This is a genomic window from Gordonia prachuapensis, from assembly GCF_036350515.1.
Classification (GTDB): Bacteria; Actinomycetota; Actinomycetes; order Mycobacteriales; family Mycobacteriaceae; genus Gordonia; species Gordonia prachuapensis.
The window spans coordinates 92691-107732 of sequence record NZ_JAZDUE010000009.1 but is presented as its reverse complement, the minus strand read 5'-3'; the positions used below and the strand labels follow the sequence as shown (position 1 = coordinate 107732).

At 67.3% G+C, this 15042-nt stretch carries 17 protein-coding genes and 3 tRNA genes; 11 read left to right on the top strand and 9 right to left on the bottom strand.

Annotation, left to right across the window (positions count from 1 at the left end; translation table 11 throughout):
* Window positions 1–2 precede the first annotated feature (2 nt).
* Window positions 3–87: transfer RNA gene (locus tag V1Y59_RS12445), tRNA-Ser, on the top strand.
* Window positions 88–189: 102 nt separating this feature from the next.
* Here V1Y59_RS12445 and V1Y59_RS12440 read toward each other — a convergent pair.
* From V1Y59_RS12440 to V1Y59_RS12425, 4 genes are all read right to left on the bottom strand, one after another.
* Complete coding sequence (locus tag V1Y59_RS12440; protein ID WP_330505268.1) at window positions 190–579, bottom strand: hypothetical protein; 390 nt, start codon at window positions 577–579, stop codon at window positions 190–192.
* Window positions 580–757: 178 nt separating this feature from the next.
* A complete protein-coding gene (locus V1Y59_RS12435) occupies window positions 758–1150 on the bottom strand; it encodes a hypothetical protein (RefSeq protein ID WP_330505267.1) in 393 nt (130 codons plus the stop codon).
* Window positions 1151–1241: 91 nt separating this feature from the next.
* Window positions 1242–1901 carry a DUF5701 family protein gene (locus V1Y59_RS12430; protein ID WP_330505266.1) on the bottom strand — a complete coding sequence of 220 codons (660 nt, stop codon included), beginning with the start codon at window positions 1899–1901 and terminating at the stop codon, window positions 1242–1244.
* Between the two features lie 42 nt (window positions 1902–1943).
* The gene (locus tag V1Y59_RS12425; RefSeq protein ID WP_330505265.1) at window positions 1944–2759 is read right to left on the bottom strand and encodes a class I SAM-dependent methyltransferase; all 816 of its coding nucleotides are present in this window, start codon (window positions 2757–2759) and stop codon (window positions 1944–1946) included.
* A 172-nt stretch (window positions 2760–2931) separates the two neighbouring features.
* Between V1Y59_RS12425 and V1Y59_RS12420 the strand changes: the two genes are divergently transcribed.
* The gene (locus tag V1Y59_RS12420; protein WP_330505264.1) at window positions 2932–3606 is read left to right on the top strand and encodes a winged helix-turn-helix transcriptional regulator; all 675 of its coding nucleotides are present in this window, start codon (window positions 2932–2934) and stop codon (window positions 3604–3606) included.
* 15 nt (window positions 3607–3621) lie between these two features.
* On the opposite strand, the gene V1Y59_RS12415 is transcribed toward V1Y59_RS12420, so the two are convergent.
* On the bottom strand, window positions 3622–4638 hold the full coding sequence (locus V1Y59_RS12415) for a magnesium transporter CorA family protein (RefSeq protein WP_330505263.1): 1017 nt from the start codon (window positions 4636–4638) through the stop codon (window positions 3622–3624).
* 43 nt (window positions 4639–4681) lie between these two features.
* Between V1Y59_RS12415 and V1Y59_RS12410 the strand changes: the two genes are divergently transcribed.
* Both V1Y59_RS12410 and V1Y59_RS12405 read left to right on the top strand, forming a co-directional pair.
* Window positions 4682–5806: an acyltransferase family protein gene (locus V1Y59_RS12410; protein ID WP_330505372.1), complete on the top strand. Its 1125-nt coding sequence runs from the start codon at window positions 4682–4684 to the stop codon at window positions 5804–5806.
* Between the two features lie 51 nt (window positions 5807–5857).
* Complete coding sequence (locus V1Y59_RS12405; RefSeq protein ID WP_330505262.1) at window positions 5858–7099, top strand: hypothetical protein; 1242 nt, start codon at window positions 5858–5860, stop codon at window positions 7097–7099.
* On the opposite strand, the gene V1Y59_RS12400 is transcribed toward V1Y59_RS12405, so the two are convergent.
* Window positions 7084–7575 (bottom strand): acyl-CoA thioesterase, encoded by a 492-nt coding sequence (locus tag V1Y59_RS12400; RefSeq protein ID WP_330505261.1) that lies wholly within the window; start codon window positions 7573–7575, stop codon window positions 7084–7086. The genes V1Y59_RS12405 and V1Y59_RS12400 overlap by 16 nt on opposite strands.
* 205 nt (window positions 7576–7780) lie before the next feature.
* Between V1Y59_RS12400 and V1Y59_RS12395 the strand changes: the two genes are divergently transcribed.
* Window positions 7781–8755 carry an alpha/beta hydrolase gene (locus V1Y59_RS12395; protein WP_431309163.1) on the top strand — a complete coding sequence of 325 codons (975 nt, stop codon included), beginning with the start codon at window positions 7781–7783 and terminating at the stop codon, window positions 8753–8755.
* Here the strand turns inward: V1Y59_RS12395 and hisC are convergent.
* Window positions 8752–9828 carry a histidinol-phosphate transaminase gene (gene hisC, locus V1Y59_RS12390; protein WP_330505259.1) on the bottom strand — a complete coding sequence of 359 codons (1077 nt, stop codon included), beginning with the start codon at window positions 9826–9828 and terminating at the stop codon, window positions 8752–8754. The two genes, V1Y59_RS12395 and hisC, sit on opposite strands and share 4 nt — an antisense overlap.
* 121 nt (window positions 9829–9949) lie before the next feature.
* On the opposite strand from hisC, the gene V1Y59_RS12385 reads away from it, so the two are divergent.
* Together V1Y59_RS12385 and V1Y59_RS12380 are read left to right on the top strand one after the other, a co-directional pair.
* Window positions 9950–10038 (top strand) — tRNA-Ser (locus tag V1Y59_RS12385).
* Window positions 10039–10075: 37 nt separating this feature from the next.
* Window positions 10076–10148 (top strand) — tRNA-Arg (locus V1Y59_RS12380).
* Between the two features lie 75 nt (window positions 10149–10223).
* Here V1Y59_RS12380 and V1Y59_RS12375 read toward each other — a convergent pair.
* On the bottom strand, window positions 10224–10973 hold the full coding sequence (locus tag V1Y59_RS12375; protein WP_330505258.1) for a GAF and ANTAR domain-containing protein: 750 nt from the start codon (window positions 10971–10973) through the stop codon (window positions 10224–10226).
* A 176-nt stretch (window positions 10974–11149) separates the two neighbouring features.
* Here V1Y59_RS12375 and V1Y59_RS12370 point away from each other — a divergent pair, with 176 nt between their 5' ends.
* The 4 genes from V1Y59_RS12370 (at window position 11150) to V1Y59_RS12355 (ending at window position 13989) form a co-directional block, all read left to right on the top strand.
* Window positions 11150–11566: an NUDIX hydrolase gene (locus tag V1Y59_RS12370; protein ID WP_330505257.1), complete on the top strand. Its 417-nt coding sequence runs from the start codon at window positions 11150–11152 to the stop codon at window positions 11564–11566.
* Window positions 11567–11673: 107 nt separating this feature from the next.
* Window positions 11674–12438 (top strand): aquaporin Z, encoded by a 765-nt coding sequence (gene aqpZ, locus V1Y59_RS12365; protein ID WP_330505256.1) that lies wholly within the window; start codon window positions 11674–11676, stop codon window positions 12436–12438.
* A gap of 143 nt (window positions 12439–12581) precedes the next feature.
* Entirely contained in the window at window positions 12582–13286 is a 705-nt protein-coding gene (locus V1Y59_RS12360) for an MmpS family transport accessory protein (protein ID WP_330505255.1), read from the top strand.
* A 79-nt stretch (window positions 13287–13365) separates the two neighbouring features.
* Window positions 13366–13989: a putative glycolipid-binding domain-containing protein gene (locus V1Y59_RS12355; protein WP_330505254.1), complete on the top strand. Its 624-nt coding sequence runs from the start codon at window positions 13366–13368 to the stop codon at window positions 13987–13989.
* Here V1Y59_RS12355 and V1Y59_RS12350 read toward each other — a convergent pair whose 3' ends face one another.
* Window positions 13990–14961: a prephenate dehydrogenase gene (locus V1Y59_RS12350; RefSeq protein ID WP_330505253.1), complete on the bottom strand. Its 972-nt coding sequence runs from the start codon at window positions 14959–14961 to the stop codon at window positions 13990–13992. It lies immediately after the preceding gene.
* Window positions 14962–15042: the final 81 nt, after the last annotated feature.

Below are 15042 nucleotides of genomic sequence, written 5' to 3'. Positions count from 1 at the left end.
AGGGAAGCGTGGCAGAGCGGCCGAATGCACTCGCCTTGAAAGCGAGCGTGGGTAAAACCACCGGGGGTTCAAATCCCTCCGCTTCCGCCGGGTGATTGCGTCATTTCACGCAGAAACCTCACCCCTGGCCAGCGACCTTCGTTGCGCGGAAGGTTTGTGGCGGGAGGTGAGGTTTGTGACGGCGTGTGGTCAGCGGACCTTCTTGAGGGTCGTGTCGATCAGCGGGATTCCGAACTCCGAATAGACGCCCTTGTATCCGTAGTCGGTCTTCGTGTATTTCGTGCTGCTGATCCACTGCATGGTGGGGTCGCTGCTCGTGGCCACCACACCGCCGTCCCGGGTCGGGAAGATCGGACCACTGGAGTAGTTCCACGGGCCGAGTCCGTAATAGTCCTGGTACATCCGGTTCCCGACGACCCGGACGTTGGATTCCGGTGTGGGGATGAAGCCGAAAGTGAAGCGCTGGCTCTTGTACTGCCCCGGCTCGATCTTTGCTTCCGCGTTGCCGGCTCCGAGACTGATCCCCATGACCGCGGCTCCGCCGATCAGGGCCCCCGCGATGATCCTTTTCGTGTTCACAAGTTCGGCACTGTAGCGCAGACGCGCGCTGCCACCGAGTTGTCGTCATCCACGCGAACGATTCGATGGCCTGCCCGGCACACACCTCGTTTCGGTGAATCCACCTTGGTTCACACGCAAGGTGGATTCACCGATCTGGGGTGCGTGTCGGCTCGATCCGAGGCTGTCGTGCGCGGGCTCAGCGAACCTTCTTGAGCATCGCGTTACCGAACGGGATCTTCCCGTAGCTGTAGGTGGTACCCCAGTAGCCGTTGCGCGACTTGTTCATCTCGTGGTGGCCCAGCCAGACGACGGCCGGGTGGTCTGAGTTGCTGACGATGCCGCCGCGCTCGGTCGGCATGATCTGCAGGCTGCTCAGGTTCCACGGTCCGATCCCGTAGTAATCCTGGTACATCCGGTTTCCGATGACACGAACGTTGGATTCCGGTGTCGGGATGAACCCGTAGATCAGATACTGGCTCTTGTACTGCCCCGGCTCGATCTTCGCTTCCGCGTTGCCGGCTCCGAGACTGATCCCCATGACTGCGGCTCCGCCGATCAGGGCCCCCGCGATGATCCTTTTGATGTTCACAAGTCCGGCACTGTAGCCGAGATCGATCTGCGTTCCGGGCGATCATCATTCGCCCGAATGATCGGCGTCCGGTCGACGGCGGAAACCTGGCCTACCGCCCCGTCAACGCGAACCGCCGTGCGACCGAACCGAAACCGAGCCACGTGTGCCGGTTGCCGGCCCAGCACCAGCCGACCTTCGGTGCGCCTTTGCGCTCGCGGCCGTCGCGCCCGGTGCCGCCGGAGATCCAGATCGCCGGGGTGCGGGCGTCGAGCTTGCCGTTCGCCTTGCGAAGACGCGAACCGATCGTCATGAAGCAGTGGTTGGGCTCGAGCTGCTCGGGTTGCTGCAGCAGCCACGCGATGCCCTCGCCGATCGTCATCGGGGTGCGGCCTGCCCCGGTGACGGCGGGCAGGGCCTCGTCCGGACTCCAGTTCGCCATCTCGTCCCCGCGCTCGAGTCCGGACACCACATAGAAAGGCGCTTCCGGCACGTCGACGCCGGCGATCGGCGCGAAGTCGTCGAGATCGGTCATGTCCACGACGACGAAGCCCGGTTTTCCGGCCCGGCTCAGCAGCGGGGCGAGCTTCGACGGCGCCACCAGATTCGGGCCCGGCACGAGTAGCGAGTCCTCCGGACAGTCGACACCTGTGACGGCGGAGATGATCTCCGACTCGGAGAGTGCGCCGACCCCGAGGTCGACGAGGCCCAGCTCGATGAGCCGGCGGGCCTGGGAGGCGAGATCGGGGAGATGGAGTGCGGTGGCGACCATCCCGCCGAGGATACGCCCGTCCAGGCCCTGCCGGTGTGCTGCTCAGCCCGCGACGGTCGCCGTCACCAGCAGGTACTCCCACTGCATGACACCGTCGACGATGTAGCGGTCGGCGAGTTCGGCGATCTCACGGTCGAGCTGGGCAGCCCGCTCGGCGTCGTCGCCGATGTTCTTGTACGCGGCGATGGTCGGGCCGTAGCAGGCCTTGAAGAACTCGCGGAACGCCGCACCGTCGGCAAACGCCGACACCTCGAGCTGCTCGGCGGTGGCTGTCAGGTCACGTACGCGATCGCCGAAGAGCCCACGTACGTGGTCGGCGTCGCCCCACAGCACCCCCGGCTGCGCGCCGGGCGGCGGCGTCGGTACGTACGGCTTCATCACCTTGAACAGCTGACCGATGAAACCCGCCGGCGTCCAATTGATCAGCCCGATCCTTCCGCCGGTCCGAACGGTCCGGGCGAGTTCGTCGGCGCACGGCTGGTGATGCGGCGCGAACATCACACCCACGCACGACACCGCGACGTCGAAGGTGTCGTCGTCGAACGGCAGGTCCTCGGCATCGGCTGTCCGCCAGACGATTCCGAGGTCGGATTCCCGACCCTCGCCGACCGTGAGCAGTTCCGGGGTGAGGTCGGTGGCCACGACGTGCGCACCGGTTCGGGCGGCGGGGATCGCCACATTGCCGGCGCCGGCCGCGACGTCGACGACCTTGTCGTCGGCGCCGATCCCGGTGGCCGCGACCAGTCGGGGGCCCAGGGCGGCGATGACATCGGCGACGGCCGGATAGTCGCCGGATGCCCACATGGCACGGTGGCGTTGCTTGATCGCGGCGTCGGTGGCGATGGTGTTCACGGACATGAAAGATCTCCTTGGTGAGATGGTGCGGCCTCGGTGGCCATCGACACCATCCCGCGGACGGCCACTGTGGTTCCAGATCAACATCTGAACCACCGGTGGTTCACAATCTGTACTGGTCAACTGCCCCCGGGGGGTGTGTACTTGAACGCGGTAGATCCGAGGACGGTGCGCGATGACCACATACGGACAGTTCTGTCCGGTCGCCAAGGCGATGGAGTTGCTCGACGAGCGCTGGACGATTCTCGTTGTGCGCGAATTACTTTTGGGAAGCCGGCACTTCAACGAGCTCCGGCGTGGGGTGCCGAAGATGTCGCCGGCATTGTTGACGAAGCGATTGCGGACCCTGGAACGGGCCGGTGTCATTCGACGGTCCGACGTCGGCGGTCGATCGGTGTACACCCTCACCGAGAAAGGTGAGGAACTCGAGGAGATCGTGACGGCGTTGAGCGCCTGGGGAATCCGGTGGATCGGCGAACTCGGCGACGCCGATCTCGACCCGCATCTGCTCATGTGGGACATCCACCGGTCCATGCCGATCGAGCGATGGCCTCGCCGACGGGCGGTGGTCGAGTTCGGGTTCTCCGACGTCGTCGGCAAGGCGAGGTCCTGGTGGATCGTCGTCAGCGACGGTGTGCCTCAGGTCTGCGATTTCGACCCGGGCTACGGCGTCGACGCCACCGTGGCGACCGACCTGCGCACGCTGACCGAGGTGTGGCGCGGCGACATCGACTGGCAGAACGCGTTGGCCGAGCAGCTGATCACGATCACCGCGCCCACCGAGGTGCGTCGCGAGATCCCGAGCTGGATCGGGCAGAGCTCAACCGCGGCGGTGCCCCGGCCTGCGTGAGTGGACGCGTGCCGATCAGAGCCATCCGCGGCGTCGGAATCCCACATACAGGGCACCCACGATCACAACGATGAGCACGGTGCTGACGATGAGACCCGACGTCTTCTCGTAGCCCGGATAGGGCACGTTCTGTCCGTAGAAGCCGGTGATGGCGGTGGGCACCGCGATGATCGCCGCCCACCCGGTCAACTTCTTCATCACCGAGTTCAGCCGGGCGTCGGCGAGCGACAGGCTGGTCTCGAAGACGGTGGCGATCATGTCGCGCAACGAATCCGTCCACTCGGCGGCCCGCATCGCGTGGTCGTGGAGATCGGAGAAATGCGGGTCCAGTTCGCGGGGCGCCTCGTTCTCCAGGCGTTGACGCTGGATGCTCGCGATCACCTCACGCATCGGGATGATCACGCGGCGCAGCCGGACGAGATCCTTGCGCAGGTCATAGGTTTGCCGTTGCAGCGTCCGGGCCCGCATCCGTTCGTCGAACAAGAGCGCCTCGAGGGATTCGACCGCGTCGTCGAGGCGTTGCAGCGCGTCGAAGTGATGGTCGACGACCACATCCAGCAGCCCGTGCAGCAGGGCGCCGATGCCGTAACGCTCGACGCCCATCTCGTCCCAGCGTTGGACCACCTCGTCGATGTCGAAGCCGTCGGACAGCCGGACGGTGATCAGCGCGTTCTGCTTGAGGAACATCGAGATGCGGTGGAGTTCAAACGCTTCCGATCGCTCCGCGGGATGTTCGATGTCCAGCGAGGTGCCCTCGGACTCGGTGTCGGTGACGGCGTAGACCATCACGAAGGTGTGGTGCTCGTAGGCGACCGACTTCACCCGTTCCGCCGAGGCGGTGGTGTCCTCGACCGCGAACGAATCCAGATCGAGTTCGGCTGCGAGGGTTTCCATCGTCTCGTGCGTCGGGCATTCCAGGTCCGCCCACACCAGAACGCCGTCCTGGCCGATCAGCTCGGAGATCTCGCTCAGCTCGAAGCCGTCGACCTTCTCGCCGTCCCGCCAGATCTGGCCCCGGACACGTTCTCCCATGTGCACATCCTGCCACCGCATGCCGGGATGGCAGGATCGCACCATGCGCTCGCGGATTCCGTCTCTCACCGGCATCCGGGCCATCGCAGCGCTCACCGTCTGCCTCACCCACGCCGCGTTCTGGACCGGGTACTACACCGACGATTTCGTCGGCCGGTTGCTGGCGCGCTTCGAGATCGGCGTCGCCATCTTCTTCGTGCTCTCCGGCTTTCTGCTGTTCTCGCCGTGGGTCCACGCGCTCACGGCGGAGCGTGATCTGCCGTCGGTGGGCCGCTACCTCTGGCATCGTGCCCGGCGCGTCCTGCCCGCGTACTGGCTCACCGTGATCGCCGTGTACGTGCTCTATCTCGTCTACGAACCCGCCGACGCCGCACCGACCGGGACCGGCTGGTCGGGCTTCCTGCGCAACATGTCCCTGACGCAGGTCTACGGGGCGGGCCATCTGCACTCCGGTCTGACCCAGATGTGGAGTCTGGCCGCCGAGGTCGTCTTCTATCTCCTGCTGCCGCCGCTCGCATGGCTGCTCGCGGTGCTGATCTGCCGACGGCGCTGGCGTCCGGACCTGCTCCTCGTCGGCCTGGGTGCCCTGATGCTGGTGTCGCCGATCTGGTCGGTGGTGGTCGCCGGCAGCACCGGGATCAGCCCCACCGCGCGGCTGTGGGCGCCGGCGTTCTTCGGGTGGTTCGTCGCGGGCATGATCCTGGCGGTCTGCCGGCACCTGATCCGGCGGTGGGACCCGACGCTCTCCGTCCTCGTCGCCGTCGGGGCATTCGTGCTCTCCGGCACCGCGATCGCGGGTGAACCGACCATCACCCCGACCTCCGCATCGGCGACCATCGTGAAACATCTTCTGTACGTGATCGTCGCGGTCGGGCTCATCGGTCCACTCGCGATCCGCGGATCGTCCGACGACGACTGGTGGTCGAGGGTGTGCGGCAACCGGCCGATGGTGTGGCTCGGCGAGATCTCCTACGAGTTCTTCCTCGTTCACGTGATCGTGCTGGAGGTGGTGATGGACCTGAAGAACTGGCGGGTGTTCACCGGTTCGATGCCGGTGGCGTTCGTGCTGACGACCGCGGCCAGTGTGCCGATCGCGTGGCTGCTGCACCGGGTCACGCGTCCCGTCACGCATGCTCACACCCCCGAGGTGCTCACCGGGCGCAGGTAGCATCGGAGGTGATGCACGGCAGGTCCGGGTAGGAATCGAGGGTTATCTCCAATGGTCGACAACCGGCGTCCCGAGCTTCCGGCCGGGTCCACCACCGGCGACGAGATTCGCGCGTGGTGCGACCAGTCGCGGGTCCCTGGCGAGCGTCCCGAACTCTCCGACACCGCGGCCGTGCTGATCTCGTCGGGCTTCCTGACCCCGGCCGGACGCGCGATCGCGGTGCGTCGGATCTCGACCGGTCTGCCGGTCCCGGTGCTGCCCGGCGGATTCGGTGATCTGCGCCGCCTGCAACGGGCCATCGCGCAGGCCGAACATCAACTCGACAACCCGGTGCTGCCCGGGGTGGTGGCCGCTGTGATGCGTAACCGCCTCAACGGCCTGCACCGCCGCCGCGACGACGCGCGCAAGCAACTGGTCACCGCCAAGGGGGTCTTCGCCGGTGGAACGCGCGCGATCCGCCGGGAACGACGCGAGAACGTCTACCTCGAGATCGAGGAACGCGAGCGCCTGTTCGCGGGTCTGCTCTGTACCCCCACGCCCAACCTGAACAACTCCGGATACGTCCGGCGCGCCGGTACCGCCGCCTTCGATCGACTGGCGGGCGTCGTCGGACAGGTCGCGACCCGGTCGGGGTATCCGCAGGCTGGGGAGTGGGCCAGCCAGATCCTCACACCCGAACGTGACGAGGAGGCGCCGACGACGTCCGCGGCGGCCGGGTCATCGACGTTTGTGGACGGCTACGAGACCCTGCTGTTCATCGCCGGGCACTTCTACGACCGCATCGTCACCAACCCCGCCTGGCTGTCGGACCACTTCGAGGTGCAACGCACGCAGGTCAACCTGCACGCCGAGCTCGCCGAGATCGCCGCCGACGTCATCGCCCTGCGCGCGGTGCGCATCGACCTCGATCGCGCGAAACGCAACGGCGGATTCGACCGGTCGTTCGCCGAGCACATCGACCAGCGCGAGAAGACGTTGCGACCGGTGTGGACCGAGCTGATCGATCGGGTGCAGGCACTCGGCGACGTGGCCTCGGTCGTCGAGTCGGCGGCCATCGAGTTGCGGGTGCTCGCCGAGTACAACCGGACGACCACCATCGACGACCGCATCGATGCGCTCATCGCTCGGTCGGGGGACCGGGAGATCTCGGTGGACAACGCCAAACGTCTCACCGAACAGGTGCGCAGCGGCGAAGAGCAGCTACGCGTCTATCGCGACGTGCTCCAGGGCGACATCGCCCGGATCTCGCCGGCCACGGCACGGGAACTCCCGGCGCGTTACGAACCGTCCTGAGGCCGCATCCACGACCGCAGGTACGTCTTCTCCTCCGGCGTGATCCGCCGCAGCGTGTGCGCCTCGACGTCGACGACGGCCATCTGGGTGGTCGCCACGCATGCCGCCTTCACTCCCGGCTCGTCGTCGGCCGCCCGGATCTCGTAGCCGATGGTGAAGTCGACGGAACGATGCCCGGTGATCCACATGCCGATCTGCAATGGGGTGTCGTCATGCCGCAGCTGGCGCTGGTAGCGGATCTCGACGTGCACGATCATCGCGCTCATGATCAGCGAGGCATAGTCGTCGGGGCGATGCTCCGGCCCGCCCGAGGTGAGCCACTCGATCCGCGCCTCTTCCATCAGCGTGACCATGCGGGCGTGGTTGATGTGGCCGAAGGCGTCCATGTCCGACCACCGCACCGTCACCCGTGCGACGAACGCGAACCCGTCCGCGTCGAGGCCGCCGCCCATGGTTGCGTCGCCTGGCGAGAGCATTTGTCGCCTCCTTCGTGTCGTCGCACGGCGTGCGCGCCGGCGAACTGCAGCATAATGTGAGGGGTTCCGAAACCCGGTGACCACTCAGTACCCTGTTCGGGGATAAGCGGTTCAGGGGAGATGCCGCATTCGACCGGTCTTCGGACGCCCTCGACGACGACGTCGGTGGGCGGCGCGTCACGTCGTGGTGAGGTAGAGCATGCGGATGTCGAATCGGTGGTTGGCCGTCTGTGCCGCGGCCGCGATCGGGTTGCTGGCGGCACCTGCGGTGGGCCACGCCGACACCAAGGTCGCCCAGATCGCCAAGACGGCCAAGCTCAGCCCGCTGCGCACCGACATCTGGGTGAAGTCACCGTCCATGGGCGGCAAGGTCAAGGTCTCGGTCCTCACCCCGCAGAACTCGTCCGGGCCCCGGTCGACGGTCTACCTGCTCGACGGTGCGGACGCCGGCGAAGACGTCAGCGACTGGATCACCAAGGGGCGGGCCGGAAAGTTCTTCGCCGACAAGAACGTCAACGTCGTGCTGCCGACCGGCGGTGCCGGCAGCTTCTACACGAACTGGCGCCGGCACGACGCGGCGATGGGCAAACCACAGTGGGAGACGTTCCTCGCGAAGGAGTTGCCGCCGCTGATCGACGACCGGTTCGACGGAACCGGCCGAAACGCCGTCATCGGCCTGTCCATGGGCGGACAGTCGGCCTTCACGCTCGCCGTGCGCCACCCCAGCCTCTACAGCGGGATCGCGTCGCTGAGCGGGTGCCCGCCGGTGTCGGGCCCGGTCAACGAGAGCTATGTCCGGACCACCGTTGCCAAAAGCGGCGGTGACGCCACCAACATGTGGGGCCCGTTCGGATCGGCCACCTGGGACGCCCACGACCCGAGCAAGCATCTGGACAAGCTGCGCGGCAAGGACATCTTCATCGCCGCCGGGTCCGGCGCGGTCGGGCCGCTCGACCTGACGGCACCGCACGACCCCGCCGACGGCCCGCGGTCGGCGGTCACCGCCGCAGGTTCGGCCCTCGAACTCGGCGCATGGCGGTGCTCACTGGAGTTCGCGGCGACCCTGCGGGCCAACAATGTGCCGTTCACCGACGGCTTCCGGCTCATCGGCACCCACAACTGGGTGTACTGGGAACGCGACCTGCCGGTGGCCTGGCCGACGATCTCGCGCGGTCTCTAAGCGGATTCGGGTCGGCGCGCGCTCCACTGCTCGGCGAAGCGCAGGAACAGGTCGGTCTCGGCCGGGTGGGTCACCGTGACCCGCACGCCGTCGCCGGCGAACGGCCGCACCACCACCCCCGCCTCGACACATGCCTGCGCGAAATCCATCGTCGCCTCGCCGAGGTGCACCCACACGAAGTTCGCCTGTGAGTCGGGCACCCGATACCCGAGATCACGCAGTCGGCCGGAGACGCGGGTCCGCTCGGCCACGACCGCGTCGGTGCGGGCCAGCAGTTCGTCCTCGGCGGCCAGACTGGCCAGCGCCGCGTGCTGGGCCAGACTGTTGACGGAGAACGGGACGTGGGCCTTGCCGAGCGCGACGATCACCTCGGGATCGGCAAGTGCGTACCCGACGCGCAAGCCCGCGAGCCCATAGGCCTTGGAGAAGGTCCGCAGCACGACCAGGTTGCGGAACTCACGCCGCAGCTCCAGGGCGTCGTAGGCGTGTGCGCCGTCCAGACGGAGATATTCGAAGTACGCCTCGTCGAGCACGACGACGACATCGGACGGGACCGTCTGCAGGAACTCCCGCAGCGCGGCGGCCTCCACCACGGTCCCGGTGGGGTTGTTGGGGTTGCAGATGAACACGAGCCGCGTGCGGTCGGTGATCGCGGCAGCCATCGCGGGCAGGTCGTAGGTGAGGTCGGCGTCGAGCGGCACCTGGACGGGCGTCGCGCCGGCCACCCGCGTCGCCAGCGGATAGGTCTCGAACGACCGCCAACCGAACAGGACCTCGTCGCCCGGACCGCTGGTCACCGTGATCAGGTTCTGGCACAGGATCACCGACCCGCAGCCGACCTGGATCTCGTTCTCGGTGACCCCCAACTTCTTCGACAGGGTGGCGGTGAGCTCGACCATCCCGTTGTCGGGGTAGCGGTTGACGCTCGCCGCAGCCGCTCCGATCGCCTCGCGCACGCTGGGCAGGGGGCCCTCGGTGACCTCGTTGCTGGCCAGCTTCACCGCGCCCGGGAAGGTCTTGCCGGGCACGTAGACGGGCAGGTCGTCGAGGTCGGGACGGATACGCAGAGCCACCCGTCAAATGTAGTTGTGCGGCCTGGACGCGACCAAGGCCGCCCGGCCGTCCCCGTGGTTTGCTTCGCCCCGCACACTGTGTGTAACCTTTCGCTTCGGCAGTTCGAAAGGACTCCGCCAAGGAGGCGTGCCAGAGCGGCCGAATGGGACTCACTGCTAATGAGTTGTCTCGCTAACACGGGACCGGAGGTTCAAATCCTCTCGCCTCCGCCGACCTCGCCGCGAGCGGGGAACAATTGAAGAGCACGCGCCCGTAGCTCAACGGATAGAGCATCTGACTACGGATCAGAAGGTTTGGGGTTCGAATCCCTACGGGCGCACAGCGACACGACACCCCGCACCTGTTTCAGGTGCGGGGTGTCGTGTTCTCGGAATGCTGACCGCCCTGTCGGGTCTCATGGGGCCTCGTCGGGCGGCGGATGGTCCTTCATCACGAGCTTCTCCGCCAGCTCACTCAGCGGTGTGTTCGTCTCCTGGGACAACTGCCGAAGCAGTTCGAATGCGGCCAGAGCGTCTGTGTCGAAGCGCTCCATGATGATGCCCTTGGCCTGTCCGATGATGTCGCGGGAGGCGAGGGCACTGCGGAACTGCTCACCGCGGCGGGCCCCGGACAACGCGATCGCCGCGTGGGTGGCGAGGTTGGTGGCCAGATCCTCGGCCGCGTCGTCGAAGGCATCGGGGTGTTCGGAGTACAGATTCAGGGCGCCCAGTTCGTCGTCGGTCACGAACAGTTGAATGGACAGGACAGACCGCACGGGGGTCTGCTCTTCGACCGCCCGGATGAAGTCGGGCCACCGTGTCTCGCTGGCGAAATCGGCCAGATACATCGTCTGCTGCTGCCACACCGCGTCGAAACAGGGACCCTGTCCGGTCTGGTGCTGAAGGCGGTCGACGAGTCGGGGGATATCACCGGTAGCCGCCGTCGACTCGAGCTCGGCCGGGCGACTGCCGCGTGCCTTCTTGCGGACCAGGGTGACGCCCGCGTGGTCGACTCCCGGCAGCACGTCCACAGCGCCCTGGGTGACCTCGAGCAGGACATTCTGTGGTTCGGAGAACCTGATGGATCGCGTGGTGCCGTGCAGCCGCCGCGCCAAGCGAGCGATCTGTCCGTGGACGCCGTGCTCGTGCTGGTCCGTTTCCGTCACGACGCGGTTCGTTCCTCTCGTTCCGGGGGCTTCGTTCGAGGGTTCTTACGTTCATCGTCGTCCGTCGGACGGTGCCTGTCCACACGCGGATGACCGAATTACACACATGTGAGTAGATCTTGTGGACAATTTCGCCGCCACGGGTGTGGGAAGTCCGGCACGGGTACGATTGCCCGGTGCCGAACACCGGATTGATCGTCGTCAGCGGCGTGATCGTCCGCGACCGTGACGGCCGCCTGCTCACGGTCCGCAAGCGCGGGACGGCGCGATTCATGCTTCCCGGCGGCAAACCCGAACCCTCCGAATCGGCGGTCGACGCCGCGGCGCGCGAGTGTGTGGAGGAGATCGGGCTGCGAGTCGCACCGGACCGACTACGCCCCTGGGGACGGTTCCGCAGTGCCGCGGCCAACGAGGACGGATACGAGCTCGAAGCAACACTTTTCGGCTACGACGGAGTCGTCGCGGAGATCGTCCCGGCCGCGGAGATCGCCGAGATCCGCTGGCTCGACGTGGATGTCCGGCCCCTTCCCGACGACCTCGCGCCGCTGCTCGTCGAGCACGTGATCCCGGCCCTGACGGTCGCGGACTCGTAATAGGCGATCCGGCAGAGTTTTCCCAGGATTCACCGATATCGCCGAGATGTCGGTTACCGTGATCCGCGGGGAAACCATCGACGCGCCACACCAGAAAGGTTTCAGTCATGAACTCTTCCTCGCCCGTCGCAAAACTGGCCGCGGAGTTGTTCGGTACATTCTGGCTCGTATTCGGCGGCTGCGGTTCGGCGATTTTCGCCGCCAAACAGATCGCCATGGCCACCGACGGTGGCGACAATTATCAGGTCGGCATCGGATACCTCGGTGTCGCACTTGCTTTCGGGTTGACCGTGGTCACGATGGCGTACGCCGTCGGACACGTCTCGGGTGGCCATTTCAATCCGGCGATCACCCTGGGTGCGGCCATCGGTGGCCGGCTCTCCTGGAAAGAACTGCCGGGCTATTGGATCGCCCAGGTCGTCGGCGGCCTTCTCGCCGGGCTGATGTTGTTCATCATCGCAAGCGGCAAAGACGGTTTCGACCGCATCGGAAATATGGCCGCCAACGGTTACGGCGACAATTCTCCCGACGGATACTCGTTGGTTGCAGTGCTGATCGCCGAGATCCTGCTCACCGCGTTCTTCCTGCTCGTCGTACTCGGCACCACCGGCGGCAAGGCGCCCTCCAACTTCGCGCCACTGGCCATCGGCCTGTGCCTGACCCTGATCCACCTCATCTCGATCCCGATCAGCAACACGTCGGTGAACCCGGCGCGGTCCACCGCCGTCGCATTCTTCAACGGGGACGGTGCGCCGGGCCAGTTGTGGATGTTCTGGGTGGCGCCGCTGATCGGTGGGCTCATCGGCGGCCTCCTGTACCCGCTGCTGTTCGAGGACGGGAAGCTCAAGATCGGCGCCGCATCGTCGTCGTGAGCGCAGGTCGTCGGGTATCGGCGCAGGTGCGCTGACCGGACGCCGCCGGGCGCCTGCGGCCGACGTAGTGTCGAAGGGTGGGCGGAGGTGCCCGCGAGCCGGCCGGTGCGCCGGACCCGACGACACGCGACGGGAGGCCGACGATGGGACATCCCACCGGGCAGCCGCCCGACGACCTCTACCGCACCCCGCTGTACCCCCAGCTGTACCCGCCACTGGGCTACGCACCCGACGGCTCCCCGATCTTCGTCCCCGGTCAGCCGCCTGATCCGGGCCGGTCGACCGACACGACACCGCCGCAAACGCCGGATGGATCGGTTGCCCCGGACTCCGACAAGGAAACGGACGACGGGCTGCAACGATCGCCATCCGACCGACGGCTCGTCGGGATCGTCGCGCTGGTCGCGGTGGCCGCGCTGGGCCTGCTGGCCCTCACCGTCGGGCGGGCGGCGCTGCGCGGCGACGATCCGGTTACCCAGCCGACGCTGCCGATGGTCATCTCGGAGCTGCCGACACCACCCCGCACCCCGCAACAGGAGCCGACCGCTCCCGGGGACCCGGCGGTGCCGGGGAATCCGGCCCAGCCGGGGGGCCGGGAGGTCGTCTACGAGGTGGCCGCGTCGTCACCCGCGACGATCCTCTACGTCGACGATGTCGGCTTGCGTACCACGATCGGCTCGTCGACGTCGTGGACGATCACCTTCACCGGTTCCGCCAACCCGCTGCGGGTGCTCGTCCTGGCGGGTGACGGCGAGGCGACCTGCTCGATCACCGTCGACGGACGGGTCGTCGCCACGGACCGGATCACCGCCGAGTCGCCGCGGCGGACCGTGTCCTGCCGCGCCTGAGTGGGCCCGGTCACAGCTTTCGCGGTCCGGGCTCCGCATCAACTGTGTACGTCGGTGCTCGGGTCGCTACCGTAGGTTCGTGAGTTCTTCTCAGACAGCACCAGAGAACACCGCCGGGGCAGGCGGCTCGTCGTCCGCCCCCGACGTCAAGACGATCGTCACATGGCGCGGTGAGCGCTCCGACCGGCTCGAACAGGTCCGTCTGCACGTCAACGGCGCCCGGCTCAAGGCCTACGGGCGCATCATCGCCTCCGCCACCGACACCCACGAGGCGTTCTCGGCGTCCTACGAACTCGTCACCAACGACATCGGGGTGACCAAACGTCTGTCGATCCATTTGCTGCGTGCGAGCGGAGAAACACAGCTGGCCATCACCCGTGACGGTGAGCACAACTGGTTGGTGCAGAGCGCGGACGGGACCGTCCGCGGCGACTTCAACGGCGCCGCCGACGTCGACCTGGCCCTGTCGCCGATGTTCAACGCCCTGCCGATCCGTCGCCTCCAGATGCATCGGGGTGGCGACGAGGTCGACATCCCCGTGGTCTACCTGTATCTGCCCGACGGGCGGGTGGAGCCCGCGACCCTGCACTACACGCCGACCGAGGCCGGCGTCGACGTGGTGTCCCCGGTCGCGACATCGTCGCTGACGGTCGACGAGAACGGTTTCGTCATCGACTACGCGGGCCTGGCAACCCGGGTCTGATCAGTCCAGCCACACCCGTCCCTGGTGTGCCTGCCGCCGGAGTTCCTGCGCCCAACCGGGTTCGCCGATGTGTACCCCGGTGATCGGCGCGGGATCGGCGCCGGCGATCTTCTCGTAGGCGAGCCGGGACCGGTGGCCGTCGTCGACGAGGATCTCGACGGTGCCGTGTTCGCGTAGTTCGTCGCGGGCCGCGACCAACCGGTCGATGGTCTCGCTGAGGACGTTGAGCAGCGCTATCCCATTGGCCTCCAACATGGCCCGCTGCAGCGTGGGCGCGGTGCCGGCCACGCGGGTGCCGTCGCGGAAGCTGCCTGCGGCCAGTCGCAGGGCGAGGTCGCTCTCCCCGGCGCCGACCGCCGCGGTCGCCGCGGCGGTGAGATGCGGCAGGTGGGAGATCGCGGCCACGGCCCGGTCGTGCGCGTCCGCGGCGGCGGGCACCACGAACGCACCGACCGACCGCGCCATCGCCGCGACGGCCGACCAGTCGGCGGGGTCGGTGTCGTCCTCGGTCGACACCATCCACATCGCCGACCGGAACAGGTCGGGGTCGGTGGCCGACCACCCGGATCGGCTGGTCCCCGCCATCGGGTGCCCACCGACGTAGCGCAGGCCCGGGGCGTGCCGCGAAACAGCTGCGGCGACAGCCTGTTTGACGCTGATGACGTCGGTGAGCAGGCAGTTGGGTGCGTGCGCCGCGATCTCGGGCAGTAGATCGTCGATCGTGGTGGCGGGAGTCGCGAGCACGAGGAGCGCGTCGTCGGCCGCGGCGCGATCGAGAGTGGACACGAGATCGGTGGACGCGTCGTGGCCCGCGGCGACGGCCGCCTCGACGGTCTCCGCCGAGCGGTTGTAGCCGAAGACCGGATGGTCACCGCCGTCGAGGGCTCGGATCAGGGAGCCGCCGATCAGTCCGAGACCGAGCACACAGATCGGTCCGGAGGCCGGGCGCGGGGAGGCAGACGCGGCAGTCACCCCATCACATTCCCACATTCTCGTTCCGGCGTCGGCGGCCGGCGGGGACTTGGGCGGCCCGCGGTTAACGGCTACGGTGAC